The following is a 26027-nucleotide window of genomic DNA, read 5'->3' on the forward strand; positions in this document are numbered from 1 at the left end:
CGACCATCAGTTACTGGTAAGTCAGGTGGTAATCTATACGCTCCAGCCAGGCCTTCTCACGCTTAAGATCAGCTTCCAGCAATTCACGATCCGCCAGACCTTTTTCATTGCTTAACTCAATATTGTGGCCTGCAACCTTCAGCTTTGGATTCAGTTCATTCAAGTCTCGTCGGCGGTGAAGCAATATCGATAAGCGCATCAAAATACTTAAACGAGTGACCGTCTCACGATCAGGCTCAGGAATGTCTTCAAACTGCGAATGATTCAACTTGCGGCGGTGCGTCTTGACCAGGGTGGCAATCCAGATTTGCTCGCGTCTGGAAAAGCCCGGCATAAATGCATATTTCAGGATATAAGCACCTTGGTAGTGGTGCTTGCTGTGAGTAATGATCAAACCTACTTCGTGGAGCCCAGCGGCCCAAGATAATAAGGCACGCTCTTTTTTTGGCAACGCCCATGCATCAGCAACCTGATCAAATAAGATCATCGCTGTTCGCTGGACTCGTTCAGCATGCGCAACGTCTACCTGAAAGCGACTGGATAGCTCCTCAATACTACGGTCACGCACATCAACACGACGAATACGCCCCAACATGTCGAATAGCAAACCTTCACGAAGCGCGCCATCAGACACCATCATTTCATCAATTTCCAGCGCTTCAAAACCCGCTATCAACACGGCCAGACCACCGGCATATACCGGGCGGCGATCCTCACTTAATCCCGGAAGACTAATATTATCGACATGCCCACACTCAATAAGTCGCTTACGAACCTCGTAAAGTGCATCCAGCGTGATACAAAATGGTTCCAGACCAAGTGCCAGAATAATATTTAAAGTTGTCTTGATGGTACCGGAAGAACCAATCGCCCGTGACCATTTCCCTTTTTTATAGGCTTCTTGTATGGGTAATATTTCAAGGCGAATGGTTATATTCGCTTTTTTCCAAGCCTTGGCACTCAAGTCACCCTTGGCAAAGAATCGTTGCGTACTACTTGCAGCACCCACATCCAGACTTTCAAGCTCTTTGGGGGCAAAATCATGACCAATAATGAACTCAGTACTACCGCCACCGATATCTATAACCAGTTGTTTTCCCTGATCATTGGACAGAGAATGCGAGACACCAAGGTAAACTAGACGCGCTTCTTCACGCCCTGAAATAATCTCAATCGGGTGTCCAAGCAGCTTACTGCCTTTACGGATAAAGTCGTCTGAATGACGCATCCGTCTCAGCGTGTTGGTACCCGCAATCCGGACATTTTTGGAATTAAAATGACGTAAACGATCGCCAAAACGAGATAGGCAGGCTAACGCCCTTTCTTCATATTCGGGATCTAAATTACCTTTTTTATCCAGTCCGCCACGCAGACGAACCATTTCTTTTTCTTTATCAATCAAGGTGAGATTGCCATTCGCATCTGCGCGCGAAACAATCAGATGAAAACTGTTTGACCCCAAGTCAACAGCCGCCAGCATTTGATCGGTAGACTCATTATCCAAAGCTTTCATTCCTCTGTACTAGTCTTCTAAGACCAGATTATCGCGATGTATCAGCTCTTTTTCGCCCATATAACCGAGGATGTCTGCAATACGGTGACTGGGCGTTTTACATATCTTAACCACATCAGCGTCGGAATAATTGCATAAGCCACGAGCAATCACCCGACCGGTTGTATCCGCACAATTGACTCTGTCACCACGCTTAAACTGCCCGGTGCAACGCTCCACCCCCACGGGTAGCAGACTTTTACCGCCAGACAACAAAGCATCGACGGCACCTTCATCCAAAAACAAAGTACCATTCGCCTGTGTTTGCCCGGCAATCCACTGCTTACGAGCAGCCAGTTTAGAGTCTTCCGGTACAAGTAGCGTGCCCAATGACTCACCCTTTCGCAGACGTGATAACACCTGATCTTCCCGACCAGACACTATAATCGTAGCACAACCTGCTTTTGCTGCACGTCTGGCTGCCTGCACCTTCGTCGCCATGCCGCCGCTACCAATGGCCGTTCCGGCCGCTCCGGCAAAACTCACGTAGTCCGGATTCATCGCTACGCCTTCACTAATAAACTCAGCATCCGGGTTATGACGGGGATCCTGATCATACAATCCCTTTTGATCCGTCAGTATCACCAACAAATCTGCCTCAATCAAACTAGCTACCACAGCTCCCAGCGTGTCGTTATCACCAAGACGAATCTCTTCAAACGCAACGGTATCATTCTCATTGACTATAGGCAGCGTGCCTAAGCGAATTAAAGTACGTAGTGTGTTTCTGGCATTTAAATAACGCAAACGATGACTCACATCATCATGCGTTAATAATATTTGAGCGGCCTGAACACCGTATTTCTGAAATTCAGTCTGATAAGCCTGAATAAGGCCCGTCTGGCCAATTGCCGCAGCGGCCTGCAACTCAGGTAATGCTTTTGGGCGCGACGCCCAGCCCATGCGACTCATGCCCTCAGCAATTGAACCGGAGGACACCAAAACCACCTCTACGCCCTGTTGTCGCAACTCGGCCATTTGTCCGGCCCAGTCAGCAATAGCCTGATAATCCAAGCCTTTGCCGTCCTGAGTCAACAAAGCACTGCCAATTTTGACAATCCAGCGTTGACTCTTCTGAGTATACTTCTCTCTATTACTCATAACGTTCAGCTGTGACTAGATGGCTCTGCCTGCATGCTTTGCTCATCCATGTATTGCATGATTTTATAACCCAGATCCTTCGTGCCAAAGTTAGTGGCTGCAGACACCCGGAATACAGGCCCTTTCCAGTTCAAACCATCAATTATTTGCTGGCAACGTGCGTCCTGCTCTTCCTCAGCGATTAAGTCGATCTTATTTAGAACCAACCATCTCTCGCGAGTGCCTAACTCATCACTGTATTTCTGAAGTTCATTTTCGATAATACGCACTGACTCAACCGGATCACTCTCATCGATTGGTGCTACATCAACTAAGTGCAACAGAAGACTAGTCCGAGAAAGGTGCTTCAAAAATTGTACGCCCAGACCAGCGCCCTCAGCCGCGCCCTCAATCAGCCCTGGAATATCTGCAATAACAAAACTCTTATAGTCCTGCACTTTTACCACACCCAAGTTTGGATAGAGTGTGGTAAACGGATAGTCTGCAATTTTAGGGCGCGCTGACGACATACTTGTAATCAGCGTCGACTTCCCTGCGTTTGGCAGCCCCAATAATCCAACATCCGCCAATACACGCATTTCAAGGCGCAATTGACGTAACTCACCTGGCGTACCCGGCTTAGACTGACGTGGAGCGCGATTAACCGAGCTCTTATAACGAAGATTACCCAGACCGTGATAACCACCCTGAGCCACTAACAGACGCTCTTTATCGGCAGTAATATCGCCAATCAGTTCATCCGTTTCGTCGTCATACACCGCGGTTCCGATAGGCACCTGAATCACCTTATCCTCACCACGATGTCCCGTCATATTCCGACCAAAACCATTCTTTCCGCGCTCTGCCTCAAAGTGACGCGCATGACGAAAGTCAGCCAGCGTATTTAAGTCTTTAGAAGCCTCAAGATACACACAACCGCCATCGCCACCGTCGCCGCCGTCAGGGCCACCGTACTCGATATATTTTTCACGTCGGAAACTCACGCACCCATTACCACCGTCACCGGCTTTTACCTGAATGCGCGCTTCATCTACAAATTTCATTGGATATTCTTACAACCTACAGGGGTATAACTTAGTGCTGGTGGCCACCCGGACCGTGTGGGTGACCGTGACTGATTTCTTCTTCAGTCGCTTCACGGACATCGATAACATCAACATCAAAATGCAATGTCTCGCCAGCCATTGGGTGGTTACCATCAATCTTAATCGTGTCGCCTTCGATAGCAGCCACGGTAATAATCTCTACACCTTGGTCAGTCTGTGCCTGAAACTGCGCACCAACAACCATATCTTCATCCGGAATGCTACCAAACATTTCACGCGGTACGTCTTGTGTCAGGTTAGGGTTACGCTCACCATAAGCATCAGCCGGAGCAACAGAAACAACCACTTTCTCACCCGCTTTGCTGTTCTCAAGAGCTTTTTCTAAACCAGGAATCATTCCGCCCACACCGTGCATGTACAAAAATGGATTATTTTCATCGGCTACATCCAGAATTTCACCGGCGTCATCTTTGAGCGTGTAATGAAGTGTAGCGATAGAATTTTTAACGATAGTCATGCTGCTGTCCAAGCTGTGGAAAATCTGAGAATTCTGACATATTTGACCCTAGAGAGATAGTTAATGCGCATATTTATATACAGCTCGTCGGAGCAAATCCGTGTAGACACAACGGAATAAGGGTTATTGAGTAATATTTAGATACAGCTTGTCGTATGGTACTTCGCTGGGAAACAATCAGAATGATAGAATATCAATCAAATACTAAAACGCCAATAACATAATAAAAAGGTACATTATGGCTAAACTATCCGAAATCAAAGGAATAACGATTCGTATTTCTTACATCATAGAAGCTCAAGGGATAAAAACCGTTGAAGCATTGCTTGAGGCATGCGCTACCAAAAAAGGCAGAGAAAAACTTGCTAAAGAAACTGGCCTGGAAAGTAGAGACATACTAACGTGGACTAACCGTGCTGACTTATCCAGAGTAAAAGGCATTGCTACGCAAAATGCAGACTTGCTGGAAGCCGCTGGTGTTGATACCGTTCCGGAATTGGCGCTACGTAACCCTGAAAACTTGCACGCAACTATTCTTGAAGAAAATAACAAGCATCGTATCGTCTCTAAAATGGCGAGTTTGAACCAGGTAAAGGATTGGGTAGCACAAGCCAAAGAACTTCCTCGTGTAATTACTTATTAAACAGTCCCTACACGAGGCTCAATCTTACTTTAAAGGTTAATGTCCGTGTATCGACTGCTTTATTCAGCACTATGGTATTTGCTTTGCCCGTTTATTTTATTACGGCTGTATCTGCGTTCCCGCAATAACCCAGACTACAAACTAAACTGGCAACAACGTTTAGGATACATTCACTGTGCCCAAGCTCCTCGTATTTGGCTGCACGCAGTTTCCGTTGGTGAGACTGTTGCAGCCAAGCCCTTGGTAGAGTCACTCATCAAACAATATCCCAATCACACCTTACTGGTTACAAACACCACTCCAACAGGATCACAAACCGCAAAACGACTGTTTGGTGATCTTGTTGAACATTGCTTTTTCCCTTATGACCTACCCCATGTCATTACCCGGTTTCTAAACCGAGCCGCACCGGACATGCTCATCATCATGGAAACTGAGATTTGGCCAAACCTTCTGCATCACTGTGGCAAAAAAAATATTCCTGTATTAATAGCAAATGCCCGCCTGTCAGCTCGCTCCACCAAAGGCTATCTTAAGATTCGCTCATTAATTAACGATGCCTTGCTTGATGTCTCAACGGTGGCTTGCCGCAGCCAACAAGATGCCGATCACTTTCAACAACTTGGCGCGAAGGATAAACAACTACTGGTGAGTGGTAATATTAAATTTGATGTGATTCAGGGCGCTAAGAATGATACAAACCACCCTCTCTTGCAGAAGGACTCTGACAGAAAAGTGTTAGTTGCAGCCAGTACTCATCAAAGTGAAGACGAAATCATCTTATCTCTGTTCACGAAGCTGAAAAAGAGTTACCCCAATCTTCTGTTAATCCTGGCACCAAGACACCCTGAACGTTTTAACAATGTCTATCAATCCTGCCAAGAAACAGGCTTCGTCACCCAACGTCGCAGCGAATCACTGGATATGGCACAGACTTGCGACATTATTCTCGGGGATAGCCTGGGTGAAATGGCGCTGTGGTATTGTACGGCAGATGTGGTATTTATCGGTGGGAGTTTAGTAGAGACGGGAGGACACAACCCACTTGAAGCAACAGTTTATGGTGTACCAGTAGTCGCGGGACCACACGTTTTCAATTTCACCGATGTATTTGACGTACTGTGTGAAGCTAAACTGGCTTGGGTTGAAAATGACAAGACCTCATTAGAAGCACGTATAAAAACATTACTCGACACATCACCTCAAGCGCTAGAAGCATTTCGTCTGGATGCAACGGAGGTATTAAAAAAACATGCTGGCGTTACGACGCGACTGATACTTGAATGTGACCGCCTACTCCCAAACACCCACAATTAGTACCTGATTTTCAGCACCTTATCGGCACCAAGCCCTTCGTCGCTAAAATATAGACAATCGATCCCCACCAGATTAGTCTTGATTGGTAGACCAAAATACCCCAATAAAAATAATCAGAGTGTCGTCATGAAAAATATCGCCATCGGCTTAGTACTTTGTGCTCTTTCAGTACCAGTAGCCGCTGAAAAACTGACCTTAGGGGTTGTTCCTCAGCAAAGTCCCCTTAAAATGTTTAAAGTCTGGAAGCCTATTACAAAGTACCTGAGCGAAAAAACCGGACACGAGATCATCTTCAAAACTGAGAAATCAATCGCTGAATTTGAAAAAACACTTTATTCCGGCGGCTATGATCTTGCGTATATGAACCCTTACCACTTTGTAGTGGCTAATCGTAAGCAGGACTATCAGGCTGCGGTACGCGCTGACAAAATGATTCGCGGTATTCTGGTATCTAAGAATGAAAAAGACAGCTTCAATAAGATTATCAAATCCAAAACAACACGCTACTTATTTCCGTCTCCAAATGCTTTCGCTGCCACCCTGTTGACTAAGTTTGAATTACTCACCAAGTATGGTGTGGATATCAACAAACAAGATAGCTATCAATACGTTAACTCGCATGATTCGGTCTACTCCGGCATCGCCCGGAGTACGGGTGATATTGGTGGTGGTATTCAAAGAACGTATGCAAATTTTGGTAAGAAGAAAGATAAAAATCAGCTGAATATTATCTACACAACTGATGCGTATCCGAGTCACCCTGTCGCATTCAAACCAAGCTTGTCCACAGAACTGCAAAGCAATCTTAAAGAGGCATTCCTAAACATCCCGGATGAGTTGATTGCAAGACTGAGCATTAAGAAAATCATCCCAAGTAATAACGAAGAGTTTGACGCTATTCGTGACCTTGAATCAAAGCTTGCGGTTATTGAGCGTAAGTAAATCATAAGGTTTTGGGGGGTAGTATGTCGTTTCGATTTCGCTTTGTTTTTTCGTTTATATTATTAGAAACCTTGTTCATGGTTTGCATTGTGGTGGTCAACTTTAACTCTCTGGAGCGTGAATCCAGACAGCTAATGACCGACAAAACTAAACTGGCAAGCACCATGTTTAGCGAAGTGGTGTCTACGCCATTGATTGTGAATGACTTAGCGACGATTGATGATGCGGCTCAGCGCTTTGTCGCCATGCCAGGTGTTGTGCAAGTGGAGCTGTTTAATGATGAAGGACAACTCCTTTCCAGCTCGTTCAGTGACCAGGCGCAATACCAGTCTGAGTCAATCAAACCAGCACTCACCAATAACCTAAGCACCATCGAAATCGATTCCAACGGCGTTAAACAACTCGAGGATTACCACTTCCTGACAGTGACTGACCCGATTACTGTCGAGCAAGAAGAAATAGGCTCCGCAAACTTTGTCTATGACATCACGCGCAGTATTGTCGTGCTCAACAACAATGCATTTTGGACGTATCTGCTGGCTGGCATTGAAATTTTCATCAGTACCATTGTGGCGCTTTTCATGGGCTTTCGTATCGCAACAGCCATCGACAAGCTGAGCTTTGTGACGAAAGAAATTGCCGAAAACAGACCTGTTGAGATACCTCGCTACAAAAAACGTGGTGATGAAATTGACCAGCTCTATGGTTCTGTAAAAACCATGCAGGATAATATTATGCTTCGTACCAGTGAGCTGGTTGAGGAAAGCAAAAAAGCCAGAGCGGCTAGCAAAGCGAAGTCTGATTTCTTAGCAACCATGAGTCACGAAATACGAACACCTATCAATGGTGTCATGGGATCTTTGGAGCTGATTGATTTACCTGATTTAAAAGAGAAAGACGCTTCACAGGTACGTACTGCGCTGAGTTCTGCAGAAATGTTAATGACCACTGTCACGGACATACTGGATTACTCGAAAATGGAGGCTGGTAAACTAACTATTCACAACAAGCCTGTCTCATTAGATCAGTTCGTGGATAACATTGAAGACATCTACCGGCCTTTGGTTGAAAACAAAGGACTCGCCTTTGTCATTGATAAGACCAACTTAAAACAACATTATGTGTTTGTTGACGAAAGCCGTCTCAAGCAGGTTCTGAGTAACTATCTAAACAACGCCATCAAATTTACTCAGTCTGGCGTCATTCAATTGAATGCGGAATCAACACCTGAAGGGCAAGTCAGCTTTATGGTTATTGACCAAGGTGTTGGTATCCGGGAAAGTGATATGAGTCTCTTGTTTCAGGAGTTCTCACAGATCGATAGTGGAGCAGATCGTCATTTTGGCGGCACGGGGCTTGGCTTAGTTATTGTTAAAAAGCTTGCTCAGCTAATGAATGGAACCACACATGTTGAAAGTGAGTTTGGACGCGGCTCTAAGTTCTCTGTTCAGCTACAACTGGTTTCTGCGACAGCTCAGGACTTTGAGTCAACTCAACCAAAGCCTGTCGAATCATTAACCAACACAACAACGTTAGACGCCAAGGTGTTATTGGTTGAGGATAACCTAATTAACCAGAAGGTTGCGCAGAAGGTTTTAGAAAAAATCGGTTGCAGTGTGACCTTGGCAAATAATGGTTTAGAGGCGCTTGAGCACATGGGCACCGACCGTTTTGATGTAGTATTGATGGACTGCCAAATGCCTGTAATGGACGGTTTAACAGCGACCACAAAGATACGTGAAACGGATGCAAAAACACCGATAATTGCACTCACTGCGAACGCTCAGGAAGCTGATAAAGATGCTTGCTTTGCAGCGGGAATGAATGACTTTGTGAGTAAGCCGTTTAAACAGAAGTCTTTGTTCTCTGCTATGGCGGCACAAATAGCGGGTAATCCAGTGCTAGCATGCGAACCAGCCTGAACTACCCTCCTACAATCGACAACAATGATTAGAGCAAGGCTGCTTTAGCCTGCTCTTTAGCTTTTTTACGCATCAGTGCTTCAATCTCACTTTCCCCTTCAATAATATCGTCATCCTCGTCCTCTTCATCTTGGATTGGCTCCAGCATCATGTCATTGAGTACAGAGTCCCGCGCTTCTTTGGCTTCATCGTCTTGCCCATCAGCATTTTGCATCAAATTGATCTTCACTTTCATATTATTAGGTGAGTCAGCATTTTTCAGTGCTTCCTCCAGTGAAATACGACCCTCTTTGTAAAGGCGATACAAATGACTATCGAAGGTTTGCATACCAAGCTCTTCTGACTTTTCCATAATCTCCTTCAATGCATGGATGTCCCCTTTCATAATCAAGTCCTGAACCATAGGCGTACCAATCAGGATCTCAATTGCAGCAACTCGTTTACCGTCTACCGTCGGGATCAGACGCTGTGAAATGAAGGCACGGATATTCAATGAAATATCCATCAATAGTTGATTGCGTCGCTCTTCCGGGAAAAAGTTAATAATCCGATCCAGCGCCTGATTAGCACTGTTCGCGTGCAAGGTGGAAAGGCAAAGGTGACCGGTTTCCGCAAACGCCAGCGCATGCTCCATCGTTTCTTCTGTGCGAATCTCACCAATTAAGATCACGTCAGGCGCTTGTCTAAGGGTGTTTTCCAAAGCGTCCTCATAAGAGTCCGTATCCACTCCTACTTCTCGCTGACTCACCAAGCATCGTTTATGAGGATGAACATACTCGATAGGGTCTTCAATCGTAATTATATGACCTGTAGAATTTGAATTTCGATGATCGATGAGTGCTGCCAAAGACGTCGATTTACCAGACCCTGTTCCACCCACAAACAATATCAGACCTCGTTTCTCCATGATCACTTCTTTGAGTACACTCGGCAGACCGAGTGTATCCGCATTAGGGATCTCAACTTTGATATTACGAATCACCATTGCCAAATGAGTCCGCTGCTTGAAGATGTTGATTCTAAAGCGCCCGATTCCAGGCTCATCCAGCGCAAGATTCATTTCCGGTTTCTTTTCGAACTGCTGCTGTTGATCTTCATTCATCAACTCATTCGCCAGATTATTAAGTGTTTCAGCATCCAGCTTTTCCGGACCTAAAGCACGAAGCGCGCCCTGAAACTTTGCAGCAGGCGGGGCATTGAATGTTAGATATAAATCAGATCCATCATTTTTAACTAAGATCCGTAGGAGGTTTTTAAAATCCATAAGGCATACCCGTTTTATTATTGTTTTTTTGTTAGAGCTTAGGGCATCTGCAAAAAAGGTTAAGTACTTTACGACAAAATGAATCGCTTAGTACTTAACCTTTTCATGTGACTGTCCACGCTTACTCGTCGATTTTTACGCGATAACTCACTGAGCCACCAGCACCACCTGATAATGTACCAGTGAAAGTCCAGCTCAGGCTATCATCTAAACCTAGCGGGCTGGCAACACAGGTCATTCCTAATATGACAGCGCCACAATCTGCTGAGCCAACCATCTCCGTGTATGGCGGTACTACATCATTAATCACAAGCTCAGTCAGTGGCCCTGTTCCGCTATTAACATAGTAAACACGATACTCCAGTGTATCACCCGGCTCTGCTGAGTTAACTGTTTCAGTTTCTGGTGTTCCCTGATCAATGTTGCGTACCGTTTTGCGTAATTCCAGACGAGAAGGTCCAAGCTCAGGAACAACTGGTGTCGCGGCTACCGGAAGCTGTTCTGGCTCCGGATCAGTCTCAGGCACATATGGCGTGTCAGGCACTTCAGGAGTTGTTTCAGTTGCCGGCACATTAGGTGTCGCAGGCTCTTCAGGTTGCGCAGGAACAGCAGGCTCAGGTGCAACTACCGGAGTTGCCGGTAGTGTAGGCGTCTGAACTTGCTGCGCTGTCGTCAGATCCTTAGCCAATAAAGTCTCTGTACCTGCTATCGCATTATTGTAATCAAATAATGCAGTGATCTCTTGCAAGTAGCTATCATTGGCCGCAACGTTTGAAGGTGCGTACACTTTATTAATAATACACACACGTCCTCCGGCAGTAACACCAACAGGATCACTTTTCCACGTGCTGTTAGGCTTCGTGATCGAAGGTGTTAGCGAAGATACTCTGCCACTAGTTCGGATTATGGTTGAGACTTTTTCACCTTGCATCGGTGCCGACCCTTCAGCGCCATCTAACTTGCCATTACAGTTAGTGTCTTGATAAATCAGACTTGCCCAACCCGTCGTGGCGTTGTTTCCAGACACGCTGGTGAAACTTACCGTGCCTTGAGTCGGCGTGCTAAAGCGATGCGCATAGAACAACACATTGCCCGGCAGAATTTGACTACTATTGTCCGGCTCAAACACAGGTGGCTTAACTTCACCAAAGTCTTTATCTGTTATGTCACTGGTTGTGACATCAAAAGCAGGGGTGACATTCACAGTCGTTGATCGATATCCCGCAGGGTCTTTAGCGAAAGCCACACCACAATTACGTGGCGATGGTACAGCCTCACGTGACGCTTCATACACCTGATAGTTACCAGCAACAACATCTTCGAATACATAGTCGCCATTACCATTAGTGCGAGTACTGACACAGGCTTGATTCGCAGTGTCATACAACACAACGGGTAAGCCTGTTACACCCACTTCACCTGCATCATTCGCAGCATTCACATTGATGTCTCTGAACACTCGTCCACTCACTGAGACACCGGCAGTCGTGATGGTAATTGGATAATCCTCTACCTCACCATCCAGCTTAGGACCATACGGTTCTCTGTTGTTCAATGAGTCTGTGGTTAAACGAACACGCACATAAGTATCACCTTCCTGAATATCCAGAGGTATATTAGACCAGTTCAGCGTAATATTCGCACCAGAACTACCTGCAGATACCGAACGTATAGCGGCCTCGTCAGCGTCGAATTGTCCGTTACGATCAAAATCAATCCAAGCAATTAACGTCGCTGTCTCACTTGTGCGATTAGTTGTTCTGGCAGTTACACTGTAAGTACGGTCACTAGTAGTCAGCGCTCCAAACGTTGCAATACCATCTTCATCAGCACCATCATTAGTGGCGGATGAGCTTGGTTGACCATCATTATCCACATCGGGCTTTGCGCTGCCTAAGTAGACATCATTAATCACATCATGACGCGCCCCATCCGAGATTAGTGTTGTTTGATAACTGCCCGGCGCATCACCATAATCCTGACCTGCGATCGTTGCTACCGCCGAAAACTCAGACGTTCCGGTCCCAGCAATCGTTGCAGTGGCTGTCACTTTATCGCCGATTTGTAAGGAGCCAGGTAAAGACATTCGCCACTGGAATGGGCTCATCCCACTCGCATCATTTCCATCAGAATCAGTTAGACCGCCACAGTTCACTGCAGGCAAGGTGCTATCTTCTCCCACCCCTTCTTCAAAGGTAGCGATGTAAGTTTCACCTTCTCCATAGTCCTGAGTCTTACCGAATGTATTATCACCAACACTCGCGCCACTGCCAGAACCAGAAGATACATCAGCCTCAAAAAGCTCAACCGTTGAACCCGTTGGCGCACAACCCTGAATAATCAAGTCAGAACCGGAGTGCACTGCCCGCGTAAACTGCGGGAAGTTGAGTCCAGTATTAGGGCCACCATCAGAATCATTAGCGTCATTTAATGTGACCTGATCCGGGCTACCGTTTGTCGTATTATGCGAGATATCGATGCCCAGCTCACCATTGTTGTAAATGCTGTTTTGAGTAATCGTGGACTCTACCCCGAGGCCAGCCGCACGCAGTTGCACCGAGACACCGGCGTTCAGGTTGTCATAAATCACATTCTTTTTTACCGTGGTGTTAGTCACCGTATTCCGTAAACGAATACCCGGTCCAAAGTTGCTATGCAGTGTATTATTTTCGATAACAGAATTCGCAGACACCTGTGCATTGCTCGCAGCGCCGAGTTCAAAACCTGCACCGCCACTACTGACCGAACTATTCGAAGAACCATTGTGATGCATCAGGTTACCAATCGTGGTCCAAGTACCACCGGCATCCACTGCATCCTGTCCGCTGTTGCTTAATACCAAGTGATGTAACTCATTACCGGTTAACAGATAGGTTCCACCTGTATCATCCGCATGAATACCACTGTTTTCAGAGTAAGCGATTAAGTTATCAAGGAACTCAATATTCGGTGGGGATGTGAAGTCTACATCGTCATAACTACGACCCAAACGTTCACCCGCTCCGGGATCCGCTCCAGTTGCACGAGGCCCGAGGTAAACATTTTGAATCGTCAACTTAGTCGCAGCGGTTAAACCAACACCACCCTTATCAATAGTCGCACTCGCCCTGTCTGTGTCATAGATCGCAAGACGCGCAATCAGCACTTCGCCTGCACTATCAACTCTCAGACCACTAAAGTCATTAGCGTCAATTTCAACTTCGGGCTTTTGATACTGTGGCAAGGTCAAACCATCAACACCAACGATACCACCGGTGCCCATTACGCCTGCATTAGTATTACCAATATTGCTGGTCTGCGTGCCTGCATCTACCGCAGTGCTTGAGCCTGTAATGATCGGTAGAGCTGTGTCCAATTCGATGGTCGCGACCCCTGAACTCAAGTCAGCAGCTGGAATCATAAAGATAGATGTTTCCCAAGTAGCTGTTTGACCGACTTGTGCCAATGAGGCCTCATCGGTCAGTAAATTACTGTTGAGAATAAACTGACGCAGCGAACCTTGGCCATTGTCATTTGCATTGACGATAGTATCGAAGTTATAACCAAAATCGATACCCTCAATATCCGCCCCTGCTAGGGTGACAGATGTAACTGACTGTGATTGACCACCATCCAAAGCACCACCTGTAAAAGCATAGCTAGACGTGTCCAGTGTTGAAGGACTAGTCACATCGTGTGCTGTGGTGTCGCTCAGTGATGGTTGGCGTCCACCAACCTCTGCAGTGACATCTGTCGTCCCGTCACTTCGGAATGTCTGCACAGCCAATTCACTGCCGTCTGATCCGCTCCTCGTCGAGTTCACAGAATCGCTCACAACCCGCACATGGTAATCACCGTCGATCAATGCTGTAAACTCATAAGCACCATCAACACTGCCATTATTAGCAGTGGTCGTGTTTGCAATGAATGTACCGGATGCATCATATAATTCTACGGTTGCGCCATTGACTCCGGCACCGGATGCCGAGGTTTGATCTCGCCCTGCTCCACCACCGTAATTGATATCTTCAAATATGACACCCGTCAATTTATGAGTCGCGGTTACTGTCACAGCATAATCTTCAACTTCACCATCGAGTGCAGCCAATGTGGAGCGCTCATCTATCGTCTCGGTCGCAGCCTCATCACTCAGTACATTTGAGGTTAAACGTAAACGTGCATAGGTCGTCCCAGCGGCCATGATATCAGTGAATGTCCAGTCCAGATCAGTCTGAACAACACCTGCAATTACATCTGCGCTTGCAAATTCATCTTGCTGGTATGCACCGTCGCCATCAAAGTCGATCCAGGCTGTTAGTGTACCGTCACCAGTCGCAGCAATGTCAGCAGCTGCTATCTGGTAAGACGTCATCGCGTCGGTTAACAATGGGAAACTTGATATAGCATCATCGGATGCATCATCAGCAGCCAATGTACTGACCACATCTGGCGTCACTGTTGCACCTAATTGAATGCCGCTGAGTAATTGATGAGTCGCCTCGCCATAAGCTGAAGCTGCAACTGTCCCATTCGGTGTATCCAAACCATCTGCCAAACCATCTGAATAGTCAGTCGGGCAGACGTAATTCAATAGCGTTGGACGACCATAAGCCTGTGTTGGATCAAATAATGTTGTGTAGACATACACCACACCATCAGATGGGTAAGTTACTGGAATATCGAAACTTTCACCGATACCTCCACCGCTTGCATAGGTATAAACGAAATCAGCTGAACTTAGAACATTACCCGCTTCATCTTCTATCCAGTAAGCAGAATACTCGGCTCCGCCATTGGTATCGTAAATGACCGTTTCAGTGGTTCCCGGCTCACCTTCCAGACGGAATATGGTCGCATGGTACTCTGCTAAATGACCACTATCCGTTCGTGCTGTGGCGCTTAGATTATTACCCACGCGAGTTGGAATGCTTCCGGTGATCGTTTCCAGAGGAGTACCAAAGGAAGAGATAATTTTACCATTTGACTGACGTCTCAAAGCGGTAAAGGCATATGGGTCATTTTGCACACTGCCAGAATTAAAACGTATATCATTATCATGCAAGGTACCCGCTGCGGCTGACTTCCAACCACGCGACACAAAACCTCCACAGACGCCGGGACGCGTCATGATATCCGGCGTATTATCAAGGACAGTGATGGCATAATCTTCAACTTCACCATTACTTGCAATTGAAGCAGGCGTGTTAGCGTTAATGGAGGGATCGGAGGTGAAACGGAAACGCGCGAACGTTATATCGTTAGCACTTAGCCCAAAGTCGGGATTACCTGCCAAACCATCCAACGCCCAATTTAATGCTCCAGCTGAACCACTTGATACCAACGTACTGCTGTGCTCATCCGGATCAAAAACACCATTACCATCAAAGTCTATCCAAGCATGTAAGGTACCAGATCCGACCGCTGTAATATCAGCGCTTACAATTGAATAAGCGGTATCACCTGCCACAAGCGTCGGTAACAGTATGCCGTCTTCATCGTCACTACCGTTTAAGTCATCACCATTTGCTAAGTTGCTGTCTTGATAGCTCGCATCAATATCAGGGTCACTGCTACCCAAACTCATGCCAGAAACCACCGCATGCTGCGTAATACCATAATTATTTGTACCGGAACCGCTTGGTGCTGTACCGGATAATGGCGCATCACCATAGTCGAAGCTTGAAACCAATCCGATTGCTGAGAACTCTGATGTACCCACCGATGCTACTGTTGCTGTTGCAGTCAGTTTGTAATCCAGTACGACATCAGTACCCGCAGGCAAACTACTCAGTGCAAATGTTTCACTAAACGCCAACATACCCGTCGGGTTGTTGTTATCCGCATCAACATTTAATGCACACGCAGTACCTGTGGCAGGTATAGTCCATGACCTCAGGAAGACTTCACCTTCACCATAATCCTGCGTACGCCCGAATTGATTGCTACCGGTAGCCTGACCGCTCGTTGAGCTTGGCGATACATCCGCTTCAAACAGCTCAACAGTAGACCCCGCTGGCGCACAACCCGCAACCGTTAGATTGCCACTGATAAGTGTGACTTGTGAGAACTGAGGGAAATTTAGGCCGTCATTCGCTGCACCAGCATCAACATCACCGGCATCATTCAGCGTGACATTATCCAAGTCAAGATCAATACCCAACCCTGTATTGGCATACATCACATTTCGGCTAACTGTATTGTTATTGGCACCTGCTCCGAGAATTGTGACCGCATCACCTGTGTTATTGGCAATAATGTTTGCGTCATTAGCACCACTACCGCCAACCATGGCACCAGATGTATTTTGGATAATCACACCACCATTGGTATTACCCATCGCCGTGGTACCATCCAGTGCCACACCAATGCGATTGTTTTGTATTGTGTTATTAGTGGCAGTACCACCAAATATCCGGATACCGCGATTCCCATTCGCACTGATGGTATTGACACTGACATCTAAATTAGCAGCAGCCGTTCCCACATCAATACCATAGGTTGTATTACCGCGTGCAGCGGTTCCCGCCTCATTCAATCCGATCAGGTTATCAGTGACCGTAGTATTCGGACTATTCACCAGATATATACCACGGGTACCATTTGCAGAGATGATGTTGTCCGTGATCACAGCGCCATCAGTTGCCACCGTTTCAACACCTGACTGACCATTACCCGCAGGACTATCAGCATCTGACAATAAGCCCACTACGTTGTTCTCAATTAAAGCATCAGAGACAGCTCCCACAACAAAGACACCGATCACACCATTAGCAGAAATCACATTGCGGTCATTCACTGCACTACCACCGATTTCTACATCAGCAGCATTTTGTATATAAATTCCGTGTAATGAATTCCCTAAACTTGACATGCCGCTAGTATCAACACCAATGTAGTTACCTTTGACTGTTGTACCACCAGAATTGGTTATGCGAATACCACTGATATCATTGGCAGCAATAACGTTTCTACCCGCTACGGTACCGTTACCGACAGTTGCATTGGCGGTGTCCTGGAAGAAAATACCATTATCCTGATTACCCAGATCACCCGTACCATTGATATCAACACCAATGTAGTTACTTAGAATACTGACGGTGTCAGTTCCAAAGCGTGAACTGAATCCATCTTCACCATTGGCAGAAATCACATTGCGATCAGCAACCGATCCACCCACGGTGATGTCATCAGTATTAAAGCTGTAGATACCTGCTCCTGAGTTACCCAGTGCAGCTAAACCATCTGCATCCGTACCTATAAAGTTACGCTTGATATCGATGGTATCAGCCGTGTTCAAGTAAATACCGTCAGTGGTATTTGCCGGAGCTGAACCAAAGGTCTTGTCATTTCCTGAGATCAGATTATCAAAGATATTAATATTCCTGGCATTCGCTATCGCAGCTACACCACCATACTGCGCACCTTCCGTATTATTTGAGCGTGCACTTGTTCCACTGATATCTGTACCGACATAGTTATATCTGACTAGTGCTGTATCAACACCGTCCAAACTAATCCCGTGACGCGTATTTCCTGACACGAGATTTCGCTCCGTGTCACTGCTACCACCGATAGTGATATTCGTCGCATCTTCTATCCAAATACCATGTAAGCCATTACCACTGACAGTATTACCGTCAGCCTCCATACCTACGTTGTTACAGGCAATCAGAAGATTATCAGCATTTGCACTTCCGTAAATACCTTGCTCACTAAACTCTCCAATCGCGAAACCCCGAATAATGGCATCACTAGCATCGATGCTCAGACCTTGCTCATTCACACCGGCATTTGTTCCATCGAGTTGAACCTGCAAACTGCGTGATCCCGATACACAACTAGCGCCTTGCTGAGTAGTGGCATCCAAAGCGGTGAAACTATCCGTTACGGCTGGCAGGCCTGAAATCGGACTGATTTCATGCACACCGGTGCCCGGAATTTCGAAAATTGATGTCTCGACACCTGGTGCCGGATCCGTTGCCCCATCAGCAGGGTTATCAACCTGATCTAAACCGGTGTTATCGAGGAGATTACTGTTTAAGATGAACTGACGTAAGGATCCTTGCCCAGCATCATTTGTGTTAACGACGGTGTCAAAGTTAAAACCAAATTCAATCTCAGAAACATCAGAATTAGCCACTGTCACAGCCTGTATTGACTGAGCTTGCCCCCCGTCTAAACTGCCTCCGGTAAAGCTAAACGTTGTGGTATTGAGTGTGGAAGGACTCGCAGCATTGTAAGCCGCTTCATCAGCAACAGCCGGATTCCGACCACCTACTTCATTGCTTGTATCAGTTGATCCATCCGAACGGAATGTTTGTACGGCAAGCTCACTGCCATCAGCTCCACCACGTGTTGAGCCTACAGTGTCATTGACGACACGAATGTAATAATCGCCACTGTCTATATAATCGAAGCGGTACGTACCATCTGCGCTGCCGTCATTGGCAGTCGTCGTACTACTCAGGAATACACCAGTATTATCATATAACTCGACGGTTACACCGTTGACGCCAACACCTGACGCCGATGACTGATCACGACCAGCACCACCACCATAGTTAATGTCTTCAAAGACCACACCACTGAGCACCTTTGGGCAGCTATAGTCTTCAACGGTTGTCTTTCCGTAGTAAGAAGACGGATCGAATAAACTTCCGTAAAGATATACGACGCCATCAGCAGGGTAAGTAAAGGTCAGTGATACTTCTTCACCATCACCGCCGTTCACTGTGGTAGGAACAGAATAAATAAATTCATTGGAATTGGTTAACACTGTTCCCGCAGTGTTCTCAATCCAGGCATAAATATTATCTGCACCACCCACCGCAGTGAATTTCACAGTATCGGTAGTGCCTGCCTCCCCATCTAAACGGAAAACAGTGAGGTGATACTCTGATTCCTGACCGGGTTGTCCGACAGCAATCTCGGACAGTTCTGTACCTGCTTTGCCTGGAATCGCGCCACTTAGTGTTTCGTCCGGCAGCCCAAATGAAGTCAGAATACGACCTTCAGCATCTCTGCCGAGACCCGCGTAAACATAGGGGTCTTTAAGTGGATCGTTACTACCAAACAAAATATTGGTATTGATATTAGGACCCGCTGGCGTTAACCAACCCGCATGATTATAGAGACCACAACTACCCGGTCTTGCAACAAAATCAGGCGTACCTACCGCGAGCTGATAATCTTCCACTTCACCGTCACTTGCAGAGGTAGCCGCATCAGCATTCGTTAACGAATCTGAAGTCAATCTAAAACGAGCAAACGTTTTCCCGATGCTATTTGTATTTTGTCCGCTCCAGATTAAATCATTTGCAAGCGTACCAGCGCTCACTGAAGATAATGCGTGTTCACTAGTATCAAACAGACCATTGCCATTAAAATCGATCCACGCATGCAAGGTACCACTTCCAACCGCTGTTATATTACTAGCTGGCAAGACATAATTGGTGTCACCAGTCGTCAGGGTTGGAAATCCAGATACGCCGTCATCATCGTTATTACCATCACTATCATCACCATTTGCAGTCGGTGTTGCCTGGTTATTCGCATCAGAATCAGGCAAACCTGCCCCCATAAAAATACCAGAGACAATACTGTGTGATGCTTCACCATAGGCATTCATTCCGGAACCAGACGGCGCTGTTCCGGTTAGTGGCGCATCACCATAATCTGTCGCGCATTGAGTACTCGATAATTCAACATTATCCAAGGTCACTTCAGCAGTTTGTCCACTGCTTCCTAATCCATTTACGGTACAAAAGCCCGAGGTATCAGGATTACAATAGCCCCCGTTATCCTGATAAAAATGTCCGTAGTTTGTAAAACTAATCACCGTGTTAGTCGTGGCTGCCGTAAACTCTACCGTATAGCTTTTAACTCCTTCATTACCAGGCACTTCGACATGGATGTAGTCGCCATTTATATCTAGTTTCACAATCCCTGAAGGTCCATTGCCACCCTCACCTTTCACGGTAAAACGCGCTCTATAGGTTTGACCGACCACGGTGGGTACTGCCTGCGATAAACTAGGGGCTGAGCCACCGTAATCACAGCAGTTACTGGTAGACCCGGGTGTAGAGCCGCTAACACCAGCAAGGTCATCACTGGCGTCACGAATTTGGATAAAGCCAGGGACATTCGTCGCTTCACCATCGGCTGTAAATGTAAAACCACTGGTCAAAGCCGGATAAACTCGTTTAACGCCACCATTGCCAAAGTAAGCACTGTTTCCGGAAACTGAGCCTCCACCGCTGTTAACAGCAGCATACGTATCAGTCCCTCCACCAGCGGCAGTCCATCCATTAATCGTCCCGGCACCAGCCCGGTTTACCCCCCAAAAAGTACCAGACACCGTATCTTCAAAATCACCATTAACCAATACATTCGGACAGGACAAGATAGGAGCATTAGGTACAATAGTTATTCCACCGGTAGGTTGTGTAACAGCCGGCAGCGGTGTCACTGATGAGCTAGCTGACTCATCACCAACACCATCCCCTGGAGTTGAATCTGGATCGAACACGCTTGATTCGATGACTTCGGCTCTGTTGTTATAATCACCGGTTTCAAGCACAGTTGCGACCACATCCATAGTCACAGTTGCGCCCTCTGCCATGTAGCCAATATCCCACTCACCGGATAATGGATCATAACTACCTTGGGTCGTCGTATTCGACTTGTAATCATATCCCGATGGCAGCAAATCCAAGACCTTAACCAAATCGGTATTATCAGGCCCCTGATTAGTCACCGTCACTCTGAATGTTGCATCATCACCGATCATTGGAGCGCCACCAGATGTCACAATCTTTTCAAGGCTGAGATCAGCACGCGCAAAATCGATAGTGAATGCACCAGCGCCCCCCCGTCATGCTGATAAGTGGGACTACTTGCACCTTGCAAACTAAATGAGTTAATACTGCCCAAAGCTGGGCCATTTCTGAATTGCGCGGTCAAAGAGTACCCATCAGTCTCGTTATAAGTGGGAACATTCGATGGGAAATGACCGTTTGGATTATTGACTACTAAATCCAATACTGAACTAAATCCAGGCATTGTTGCGTATGTTTGGCTAGCAGAATACGAGAAGCCATAAACGAGTAATCCACTCTTTGGGTCATCTATCGCCTGGCCTGCATCTAACGCAGCACTTGATAAAACAAAATTCCCCGGCTGAGGTGGTTGCGACTGAAAAGCCCACCCAGAACGAACGATTCCGGTGTTTGTGTCATTTACATTTTCAAAAACAATGGCAATTAACGAAGCCTCATCACCCGCTGATGTCGGAAGCTTTATATCGCCAGAACTTAAATTCAGGTTTCCTGAGGCACTCCCGCCTAGGCTCCGTTGACGTTTTCCAAGCAGATTATTTGAATGATAAAATGACTGCTATTTAACCAGCTATATGAGTATAGAAAGAGCCACAATCAGTGATAGAGAATGGGAGTTGATTACCCCAGTATTGCCAACACTACCCAAAGTAAAAATCGGAAACCTGGATAAGTGCAGACAATTTATTGGCGCTGCTTTATGGGTTTTACGAGGAGGAATTGAATGGCGTATGTTGCCTCCCGAGCAAGGCAAGTGGAATAGCGTATTCAAACGATACTCCCGCTGGTGCGCTCATGGGGTGTGTTATTGAAACATTTCTCTCAACAAGCTGATCTACAGGATGTTTCCATAGATGGAACAATCAATCGTGCTCATGCTTGTGCCGCAGGTTACGAAAAAGACTCGGCTTTCCGAGAAGCATTGGGACGCTCGAAAGGTGGACTTAGTTGCAAAGTACATGCTATTTGTGACGCTCACGGTTTGCCGATTAACTTCATTTTGACCGGAGGCCAAGCAGCAGAATGTACCCAAGCGATTTCACTGTTGACAAATGTAGGAGCAAAGGCAGTTCTGGCCGATAAAGCCTATGATACCAATGAACTCAGGGACTGGCTGAAAGAGCATGAAGTAAAGGCAGTCATTCCTCCCAAATCGAACCGGAAAGATGAAATTCTCTGCGATTTTTGGCACTACAAAGAACGGCACACCATTGAATGCCTGTTTGGAAAGTTGAAATACTATCGTCGAATCTCAACCAGATATGAGAAAAAAGCCATAAATTACAAGGGCATGCTTTATTTGGCATCTGTCTTTTTATGGCTTAGGTAAAACGTCAACGGAGCCTAGCAAAAATTCAATCTCACTCTCATAAATTGCGAAGTGATAACTTTCTCTTGATATAAAAGCACCATTACTCCCGGTACTACCCATATAGTTTCTTATCATTCTGAGAAATCGCAAATCACCATCAGGAAACACAAAGGGATTGGTTTTATTCAAACTTCCACCTGCACCGCTAATGATCATATTAGTTTGGTTATCATCAATAACGTTGTTAGCAAAGTTATCGGACAGTAGTGGCGAATCAACATAACACCCCGCTGCAGTATCATCAGCTACAGAACAATGCTCTCGTTCGAAATGACTGATGATGAATACCGCCCGGTTATTACCTTCCGGCACGTTTACAGTTAATGAGGGAATACCTGATGCACCTACTCCGCTGGCGCTGGAGCTAGCCTGATTGATCACTGTTACTTCATACTGGGCGAATGCCGATGAAGCCATCAACAGAAGTGTTAAACCCACCAAGCTTAGGAACTGGATAGATCTGCTGATACGGGAAAATAAAGTCGGAATATGGTTTAACATGCGATGTCCATTTTTCTTATTATCTACAATAATCGCTCTATGGATTTTTGTAGTGAGCATGACGCTAAACACTGAAGCTGATGCGCCACTTATCAGTTTTATATCAGAGTACTGAACACTAACCTTACGATAGCTGAATGACTTGTTCTGACATTTTTTATCAAAGATTTTATGTGACAAACAAAAAGGGAGGACTATAAAGCCCTCCCTTGTCAATGTGTTATTGATGCTGTGGCTGCTACTCAACCATCACACCAAAGACCAATGAGACTGATCCGCCGGGGTTAACATCTCCGGCACTTCCTTCGACTAATCCGGTATCACCCTCTGCCGGACTCTGAACTATGCTACCTTGTGTGATGGTTGGTAAAGCACCGCCATCCGTGAAGTGACTGGTAAACTCAGGAATCGCATCATCAATTCGTACATTCTTAGCAATACTTGAACTAGTGTTGGTTGCGGTTAGGTTATACAGCACACAGGTTCCCGGCTGAGCCTGAAATGCATCAAAGCTAAACACTGAACCACCATCAACATCTCCGTCACAATTCACATCCGGTGCTTGCTGTTTAGTGATGTTCATATTACTCATCGCAACAAACGTCATGTCCTGAGCTTTGACTGTGATGTTTACTGGCGTTCCGGCATCGGTAGTACCAATTGCGGTAATGTCTGTTAAGTTATGTGCTCCTAATGGTGCATTGGCCGGTGCAAACACCTTTGCAAAAATGGTTTTTCTCTCACCGATACCCAAGTCAAAACTTCCAACAGGCAAGTCACCAGCACTCAACACACCATTACCGTCAGTATCTTCATACAGTACCGATGTCCAACCATCACCAGCCAATGTATCGGTGCTGGTCATATTGATTCCGGTAAATACCGTATTGCCTGAGTTATGGATATCATGCGTATAAACAACACTGGATCCTGGCTCAACCTGAGCGCGATTATCTGGTTCAAGAATCAGATTTTGAGCAGCGGTCATGTAGACAGCGTCATGTTTAATATCACTCGCCTGAGTCAGAGGAGACTGCACCCTGAAATAAATACTGACGGCGTTGCCACTAAAATCAGCATTTTTTGGCAAGGTTATCTTGGCACAAATTAACTTGCTGTCACCCGGCGCAATCAGCGCTGTATTGTTAACAACCGGGCCAAGCGTCGAACAGTTCGTCGCACCGGCATCGATATGAAATGCCACTCTCCAGCCAGCAGGAGCTGTACCGGCGACAAATGGGTTATCTTTACTGAACGTCAGATCAAAACTATCTGCAACAGTACTGGTGTTATTTACATAAAGCTTGAATACACCCGACTCTCCTGGCGCCAGAATCAGTTGCGACTGAGCATTAGTCTCTGGCCCCGGGCCAACACCTAAAACACCGGCACCACCGATTGCTGCCACATTAGTAAGATCAACCTCGCTACCGGTGATTTCATCTAAATGATCAGTTACCGGATTAGAAACACTTGGATCGTTTGCCGAAATCGCGGTCTTAGTGACATCAAAGCCCGCCCCACCATTATCACCGACAGCGCTGCCAGTCATTGGTAACTTCGCTTTCAGAACGACCGTATAAGATTCACCGGGATCCAGTGGTCCGGTATCGACGACACTTGAGTTATCGGTATCAAGCAAAGGTGTATAACCATCACTGTGATACAAAGTAAATGTTGTGCCTGTCGGGAAGGTAGATCCAGCAGTATCGACGCTGATATCAAACGTATCGACTGAGTTACCACGGTTCCAGATGACGTTATCAAATGCTACGGTACTGCCTAACGTAGCGGTGGTTTGAGAGACCGGTTCATCGATACCCTCAGCATCATTGGTAGTCGAACCGTTAGCAACCACCCCTGGCTCTGCAATCACTTCCAGAGGGACTTGATTCGTTTTTTGATCCGTAATCACTACAGCACTGTTGAAATACTGGAACTCTGCTGTATTTAACAAAGTAGAGGCTTCTAAAGTTGAGTCAAGTGTGACATCAAAACTAATTGTACCGCTGTCACCTGACACTACCGTTGCAATGATTGCAGTCACTTGGTTAGTACTTAGATTATCAGCGTCCATTGAGGCCTCAGCAAGGCCTGTACAGTCTGCATGGTAGGCGCAATAAATAACCGTGTCTGCACCAATACCTTGCGCGTCGGTTTTGTTATTGTCTGTCAAAGCAACACCAGAACCTGTCAGGCTCCACTCACCACTGTTTGCGACATAGTTCATGCCTTCAGGTAGTGCATCTATCAAAATTACATTTGAAGCATCTGATGTACTCTGATTACTGTAGGTCAGTGTGACAGTGTAGGGGCCGCTCCCAGCTTCGCCGCTGTTAGAGCTGATACTCTTTGTGACTTGAATCACAGCTTTGTCAGAGACGATTACCTCATCTGCATTGGTCTGGCTTGCACCACTAAAGTCGCTCACACCTTCGACAAGTAGGTCAGCGGTTTGAGCATCCGTGGCGCTATCTGGCACTGTAGCGACGACGACAAAGTAAAACGCCTCTTCACTCGCCAACACTCCGGTGTCTGTAATTGGTGTCAGACTGTCTGCCACTCCATCCTGATTGACATCCGGATAAATAGTGATGTTAGTAAGATCGTAATTATCCCCAGTAAGATTGCTCGCATTCAAGGTGAAGGTATCATCACCATTACCTGTATTGGTTAATACATGAGGGAATGAAACAAGCTGTCCGGCAATGCCATACCGTGATTGATCGGACTCCAGGATAAATGCGCCGACCTGTTGAATAACCGTCTCTACCAAATTTGAAGTGGCGGTTTGTTCTATACCGGCAGAATCCTTGTAGGTAGCCGTTGCCTGATTCTTGATAATAGTTCCGGCAACTGGTGCTTTAGCATTCACTGCACCTGACACTAATAGTAAAAACACCATTAGGTAGTTGATAAACTGATGACTTTTTTTATTTTGATTCATTATACAAGCCTGTTTCTTAACGTTTACGCGTATCCCCACACCCGTTCATCGAACCTTGCACGAATGCAAGGCCGATGATCTTAGTTTGC

14 protein-coding genes are annotated in these 26027 nt (G+C 46.2%); 6 read left to right on the plus strand and 8 right to left on the minus strand.

Translation table 11 applies throughout. The features are described from left to right. Positions 1-10 precede the first annotated feature (10 nt). From DKW60_RS03830 to DKW60_RS03845, 4 genes are read right to left on the minus strand one after another with little or no spacing between them, the layout of a single operon-like run. Entirely contained in the window at positions 11-1513 is a 1503-nt protein-coding gene (locus tag DKW60_RS03830) for a Ppx/GppA phosphatase family protein (RefSeq protein WP_245929574.1), read from the minus strand. 9 nt (positions 1514-1522) lie between these two features. Continuing rightward, positions 1523-2653: a glutamate 5-kinase gene (gene proB / locus DKW60_RS03835; RefSeq protein WP_109836347.1), complete on the minus strand. Its 1131-nt coding sequence runs from the start codon at positions 2651-2653 to the stop codon at positions 1523-1525. A 5-nt stretch (positions 2654-2658) separates the two neighbouring features. After that, the gene (gene cgtA, locus DKW60_RS03840) at positions 2659-3696 is read right to left on the minus strand and encodes an Obg family GTPase CgtA (protein WP_109836348.1); all 1038 of its coding nucleotides are present in this window, start codon (positions 3694-3696) and stop codon (positions 2659-2661) included. Positions 3697-3727: 31 nt separating this feature from the next. Then, positions 3728-4216: an FKBP-type peptidyl-prolyl cis-trans isomerase gene (locus DKW60_RS03845; protein ID WP_109836349.1), complete on the minus strand. Its 489-nt coding sequence runs from the start codon at positions 4214-4216 to the stop codon at positions 3728-3730. Between the two features lie 238 nt (positions 4217-4454). On the opposite strand from DKW60_RS03845, the gene DKW60_RS03850 reads away from it, so the two are divergent. The 4 genes from DKW60_RS03850 (at position 4455) to DKW60_RS03865 (ending at position 9040) form a co-directional block, all read left to right on the plus strand. After that, positions 4455-4859, plus strand: a complete 405-nt coding sequence (locus DKW60_RS03850; protein ID WP_109836350.1) for a DUF4332 domain-containing protein — start codon at positions 4455-4457, stop codon at positions 4857-4859. Between the two features lie 45 nt (positions 4860-4904). Next, positions 4905-6176, plus strand: a complete 1272-nt coding sequence (gene waaA, locus DKW60_RS03855) for a lipid IV(A) 3-deoxy-D-manno-octulosonic acid transferase (protein ID WP_181389575.1) — start codon at positions 4905-4907, stop codon at positions 6174-6176. Positions 6177-6302: 126 nt separating this feature from the next. Further along, entirely contained in the window at positions 6303-7118 is an 816-nt protein-coding gene (locus DKW60_RS03860) for a phosphate/phosphite/phosphonate ABC transporter substrate-binding protein (RefSeq protein ID WP_109836352.1), read from the plus strand. Positions 7119-7141: 23 nt separating this feature from the next. Then, on the plus strand, positions 7142-9040 hold the full coding sequence (locus DKW60_RS03865) for a response regulator (protein WP_109836353.1): 1899 nt from the start codon (positions 7142-7144) through the stop codon (positions 9038-9040). 28 nt (positions 9041-9068) lie between these two features. On the opposite strand, the gene DKW60_RS03870 is transcribed toward DKW60_RS03865, so the two are convergent. Both DKW60_RS03870 and DKW60_RS03875 read right to left on the minus strand, forming a co-directional pair. Then, a complete protein-coding gene (locus DKW60_RS03870; protein ID WP_109836354.1) occupies positions 9069-10304 on the minus strand; it encodes a PilT/PilU family type 4a pilus ATPase in 1236 nt (411 codons plus the stop codon). 121 nt (positions 10305-10425) lie between these two features. Beyond that, on the minus strand, positions 10426-21132 hold the full coding sequence (locus DKW60_RS03875; protein WP_281271815.1) for a GEVED domain-containing protein: 10707 nt from the start codon (positions 21130-21132) through the stop codon (positions 10426-10428). A gap of 561 nt (positions 21133-21693) precedes the next feature. On the opposite strand from DKW60_RS03875, the gene DKW60_RS24625 reads away from it, so the two are divergent. Continuing rightward, entirely contained in the window at positions 21694-21930 is a 237-nt protein-coding gene (locus DKW60_RS24625) for a transposase (RefSeq protein ID WP_109836356.1), read from the plus strand. Continuing rightward, positions 21927-22448: an IS5 family transposase gene (locus DKW60_RS03885; RefSeq protein ID WP_219988626.1), complete on the plus strand. Its 522-nt coding sequence runs from the start codon at positions 21927-21929 to the stop codon at positions 22446-22448. Before DKW60_RS24625 ends, DKW60_RS03885 begins: the two co-directional genes overlap by 4 nt. Here DKW60_RS03885 and DKW60_RS03890 read toward each other — a convergent pair. Both DKW60_RS03890 and DKW60_RS03895 read right to left on the minus strand, forming a co-directional pair. After that, positions 22434-23237, minus strand: coding sequence for a hypothetical protein (locus DKW60_RS03890; protein ID WP_146203425.1), 804 nt, complete (start codon positions 23235-23237; stop codon positions 22434-22436). The two genes, DKW60_RS03885 and DKW60_RS03890, sit on opposite strands and share 15 nt — an antisense overlap. Continuing rightward, the gene (locus tag DKW60_RS03895; protein ID WP_109836359.1) at positions 23230-25938 is read right to left on the minus strand and encodes an autotransporter outer membrane beta-barrel domain-containing protein; all 2709 of its coding nucleotides are present in this window, start codon (positions 25936-25938) and stop codon (positions 23230-23232) included. The genes DKW60_RS03890 and DKW60_RS03895 overlap by 8 nt, the downstream gene beginning before the upstream one ends. Between the last annotated feature and the right edge of the window lie 89 nt (positions 25939-26027).

It is taken from the genome of Leucothrix pacifica, assembly GCF_003172875.1.
GTDB lineage: Bacteria > Pseudomonadota > Gammaproteobacteria > Thiotrichales > Thiotrichaceae > Leucothrix > Leucothrix pacifica.

Excerpts from the sequence above, each read along its gene's own strand:
- DKW60_RS03830 (WP_245929574.1), bottom strand. The coding sequence starts at position 1,513 with ATGAAAGCTTTGGATAATGAGTCTACCGATCAAATGCTGGCGGCTGTT.
- proB (WP_109836347.1), bottom strand. The coding sequence starts at position 2,653 with ATGAGTAATAGAGAGAAGTATACTCAGAAGAGTCAACGCTGGATTGTC.
- cgtA (WP_109836348.1), bottom strand. The coding sequence starts at position 3,696 with ATGAAATTTGTAGATGAAGCGCGCATTCAGGTAAAAGCCGGTGACGGT.
- DKW60_RS03845 (WP_109836349.1), bottom strand. The coding sequence starts at position 4,216 with ATGACTATCGTTAAAAATTCTATCGCTACACTTCATTACACGCTCAAA.
- DKW60_RS03850 (WP_109836350.1), top strand. The coding sequence starts at position 4,455 with ATGGCTAAACTATCCGAAATCAAAGGAATAACGATTCGTATTTCTTAC.
- DKW60_RS03860 (WP_109836352.1), top strand. The coding sequence starts at position 6,303 with ATGAAAAATATCGCCATCGGCTTAGTACTTTGTGCTCTTTCAGTACCA.
- DKW60_RS03865 (WP_109836353.1), top strand. The coding sequence starts at position 7,142 with ATGTCGTTTCGATTTCGCTTTGTTTTTTCGTTTATATTATTAGAAACC.
- DKW60_RS03870 (WP_109836354.1), bottom strand. The coding sequence starts at position 10,304 with ATGGATTTTAAAAACCTCCTACGGATCTTAGTTAAAAATGATGGATCT.
- DKW60_RS24625 (WP_109836356.1), top strand. The coding sequence starts at position 21,694 with ATGAGTATAGAAAGAGCCACAATCAGTGATAGAGAATGGGAGTTGATT.
- DKW60_RS03895 (WP_109836359.1), bottom strand. The coding sequence starts at position 25,938 with ATGAATCAAAATAAAAAAAGTCATCAGTTTATCAACTACCTAATGGTG.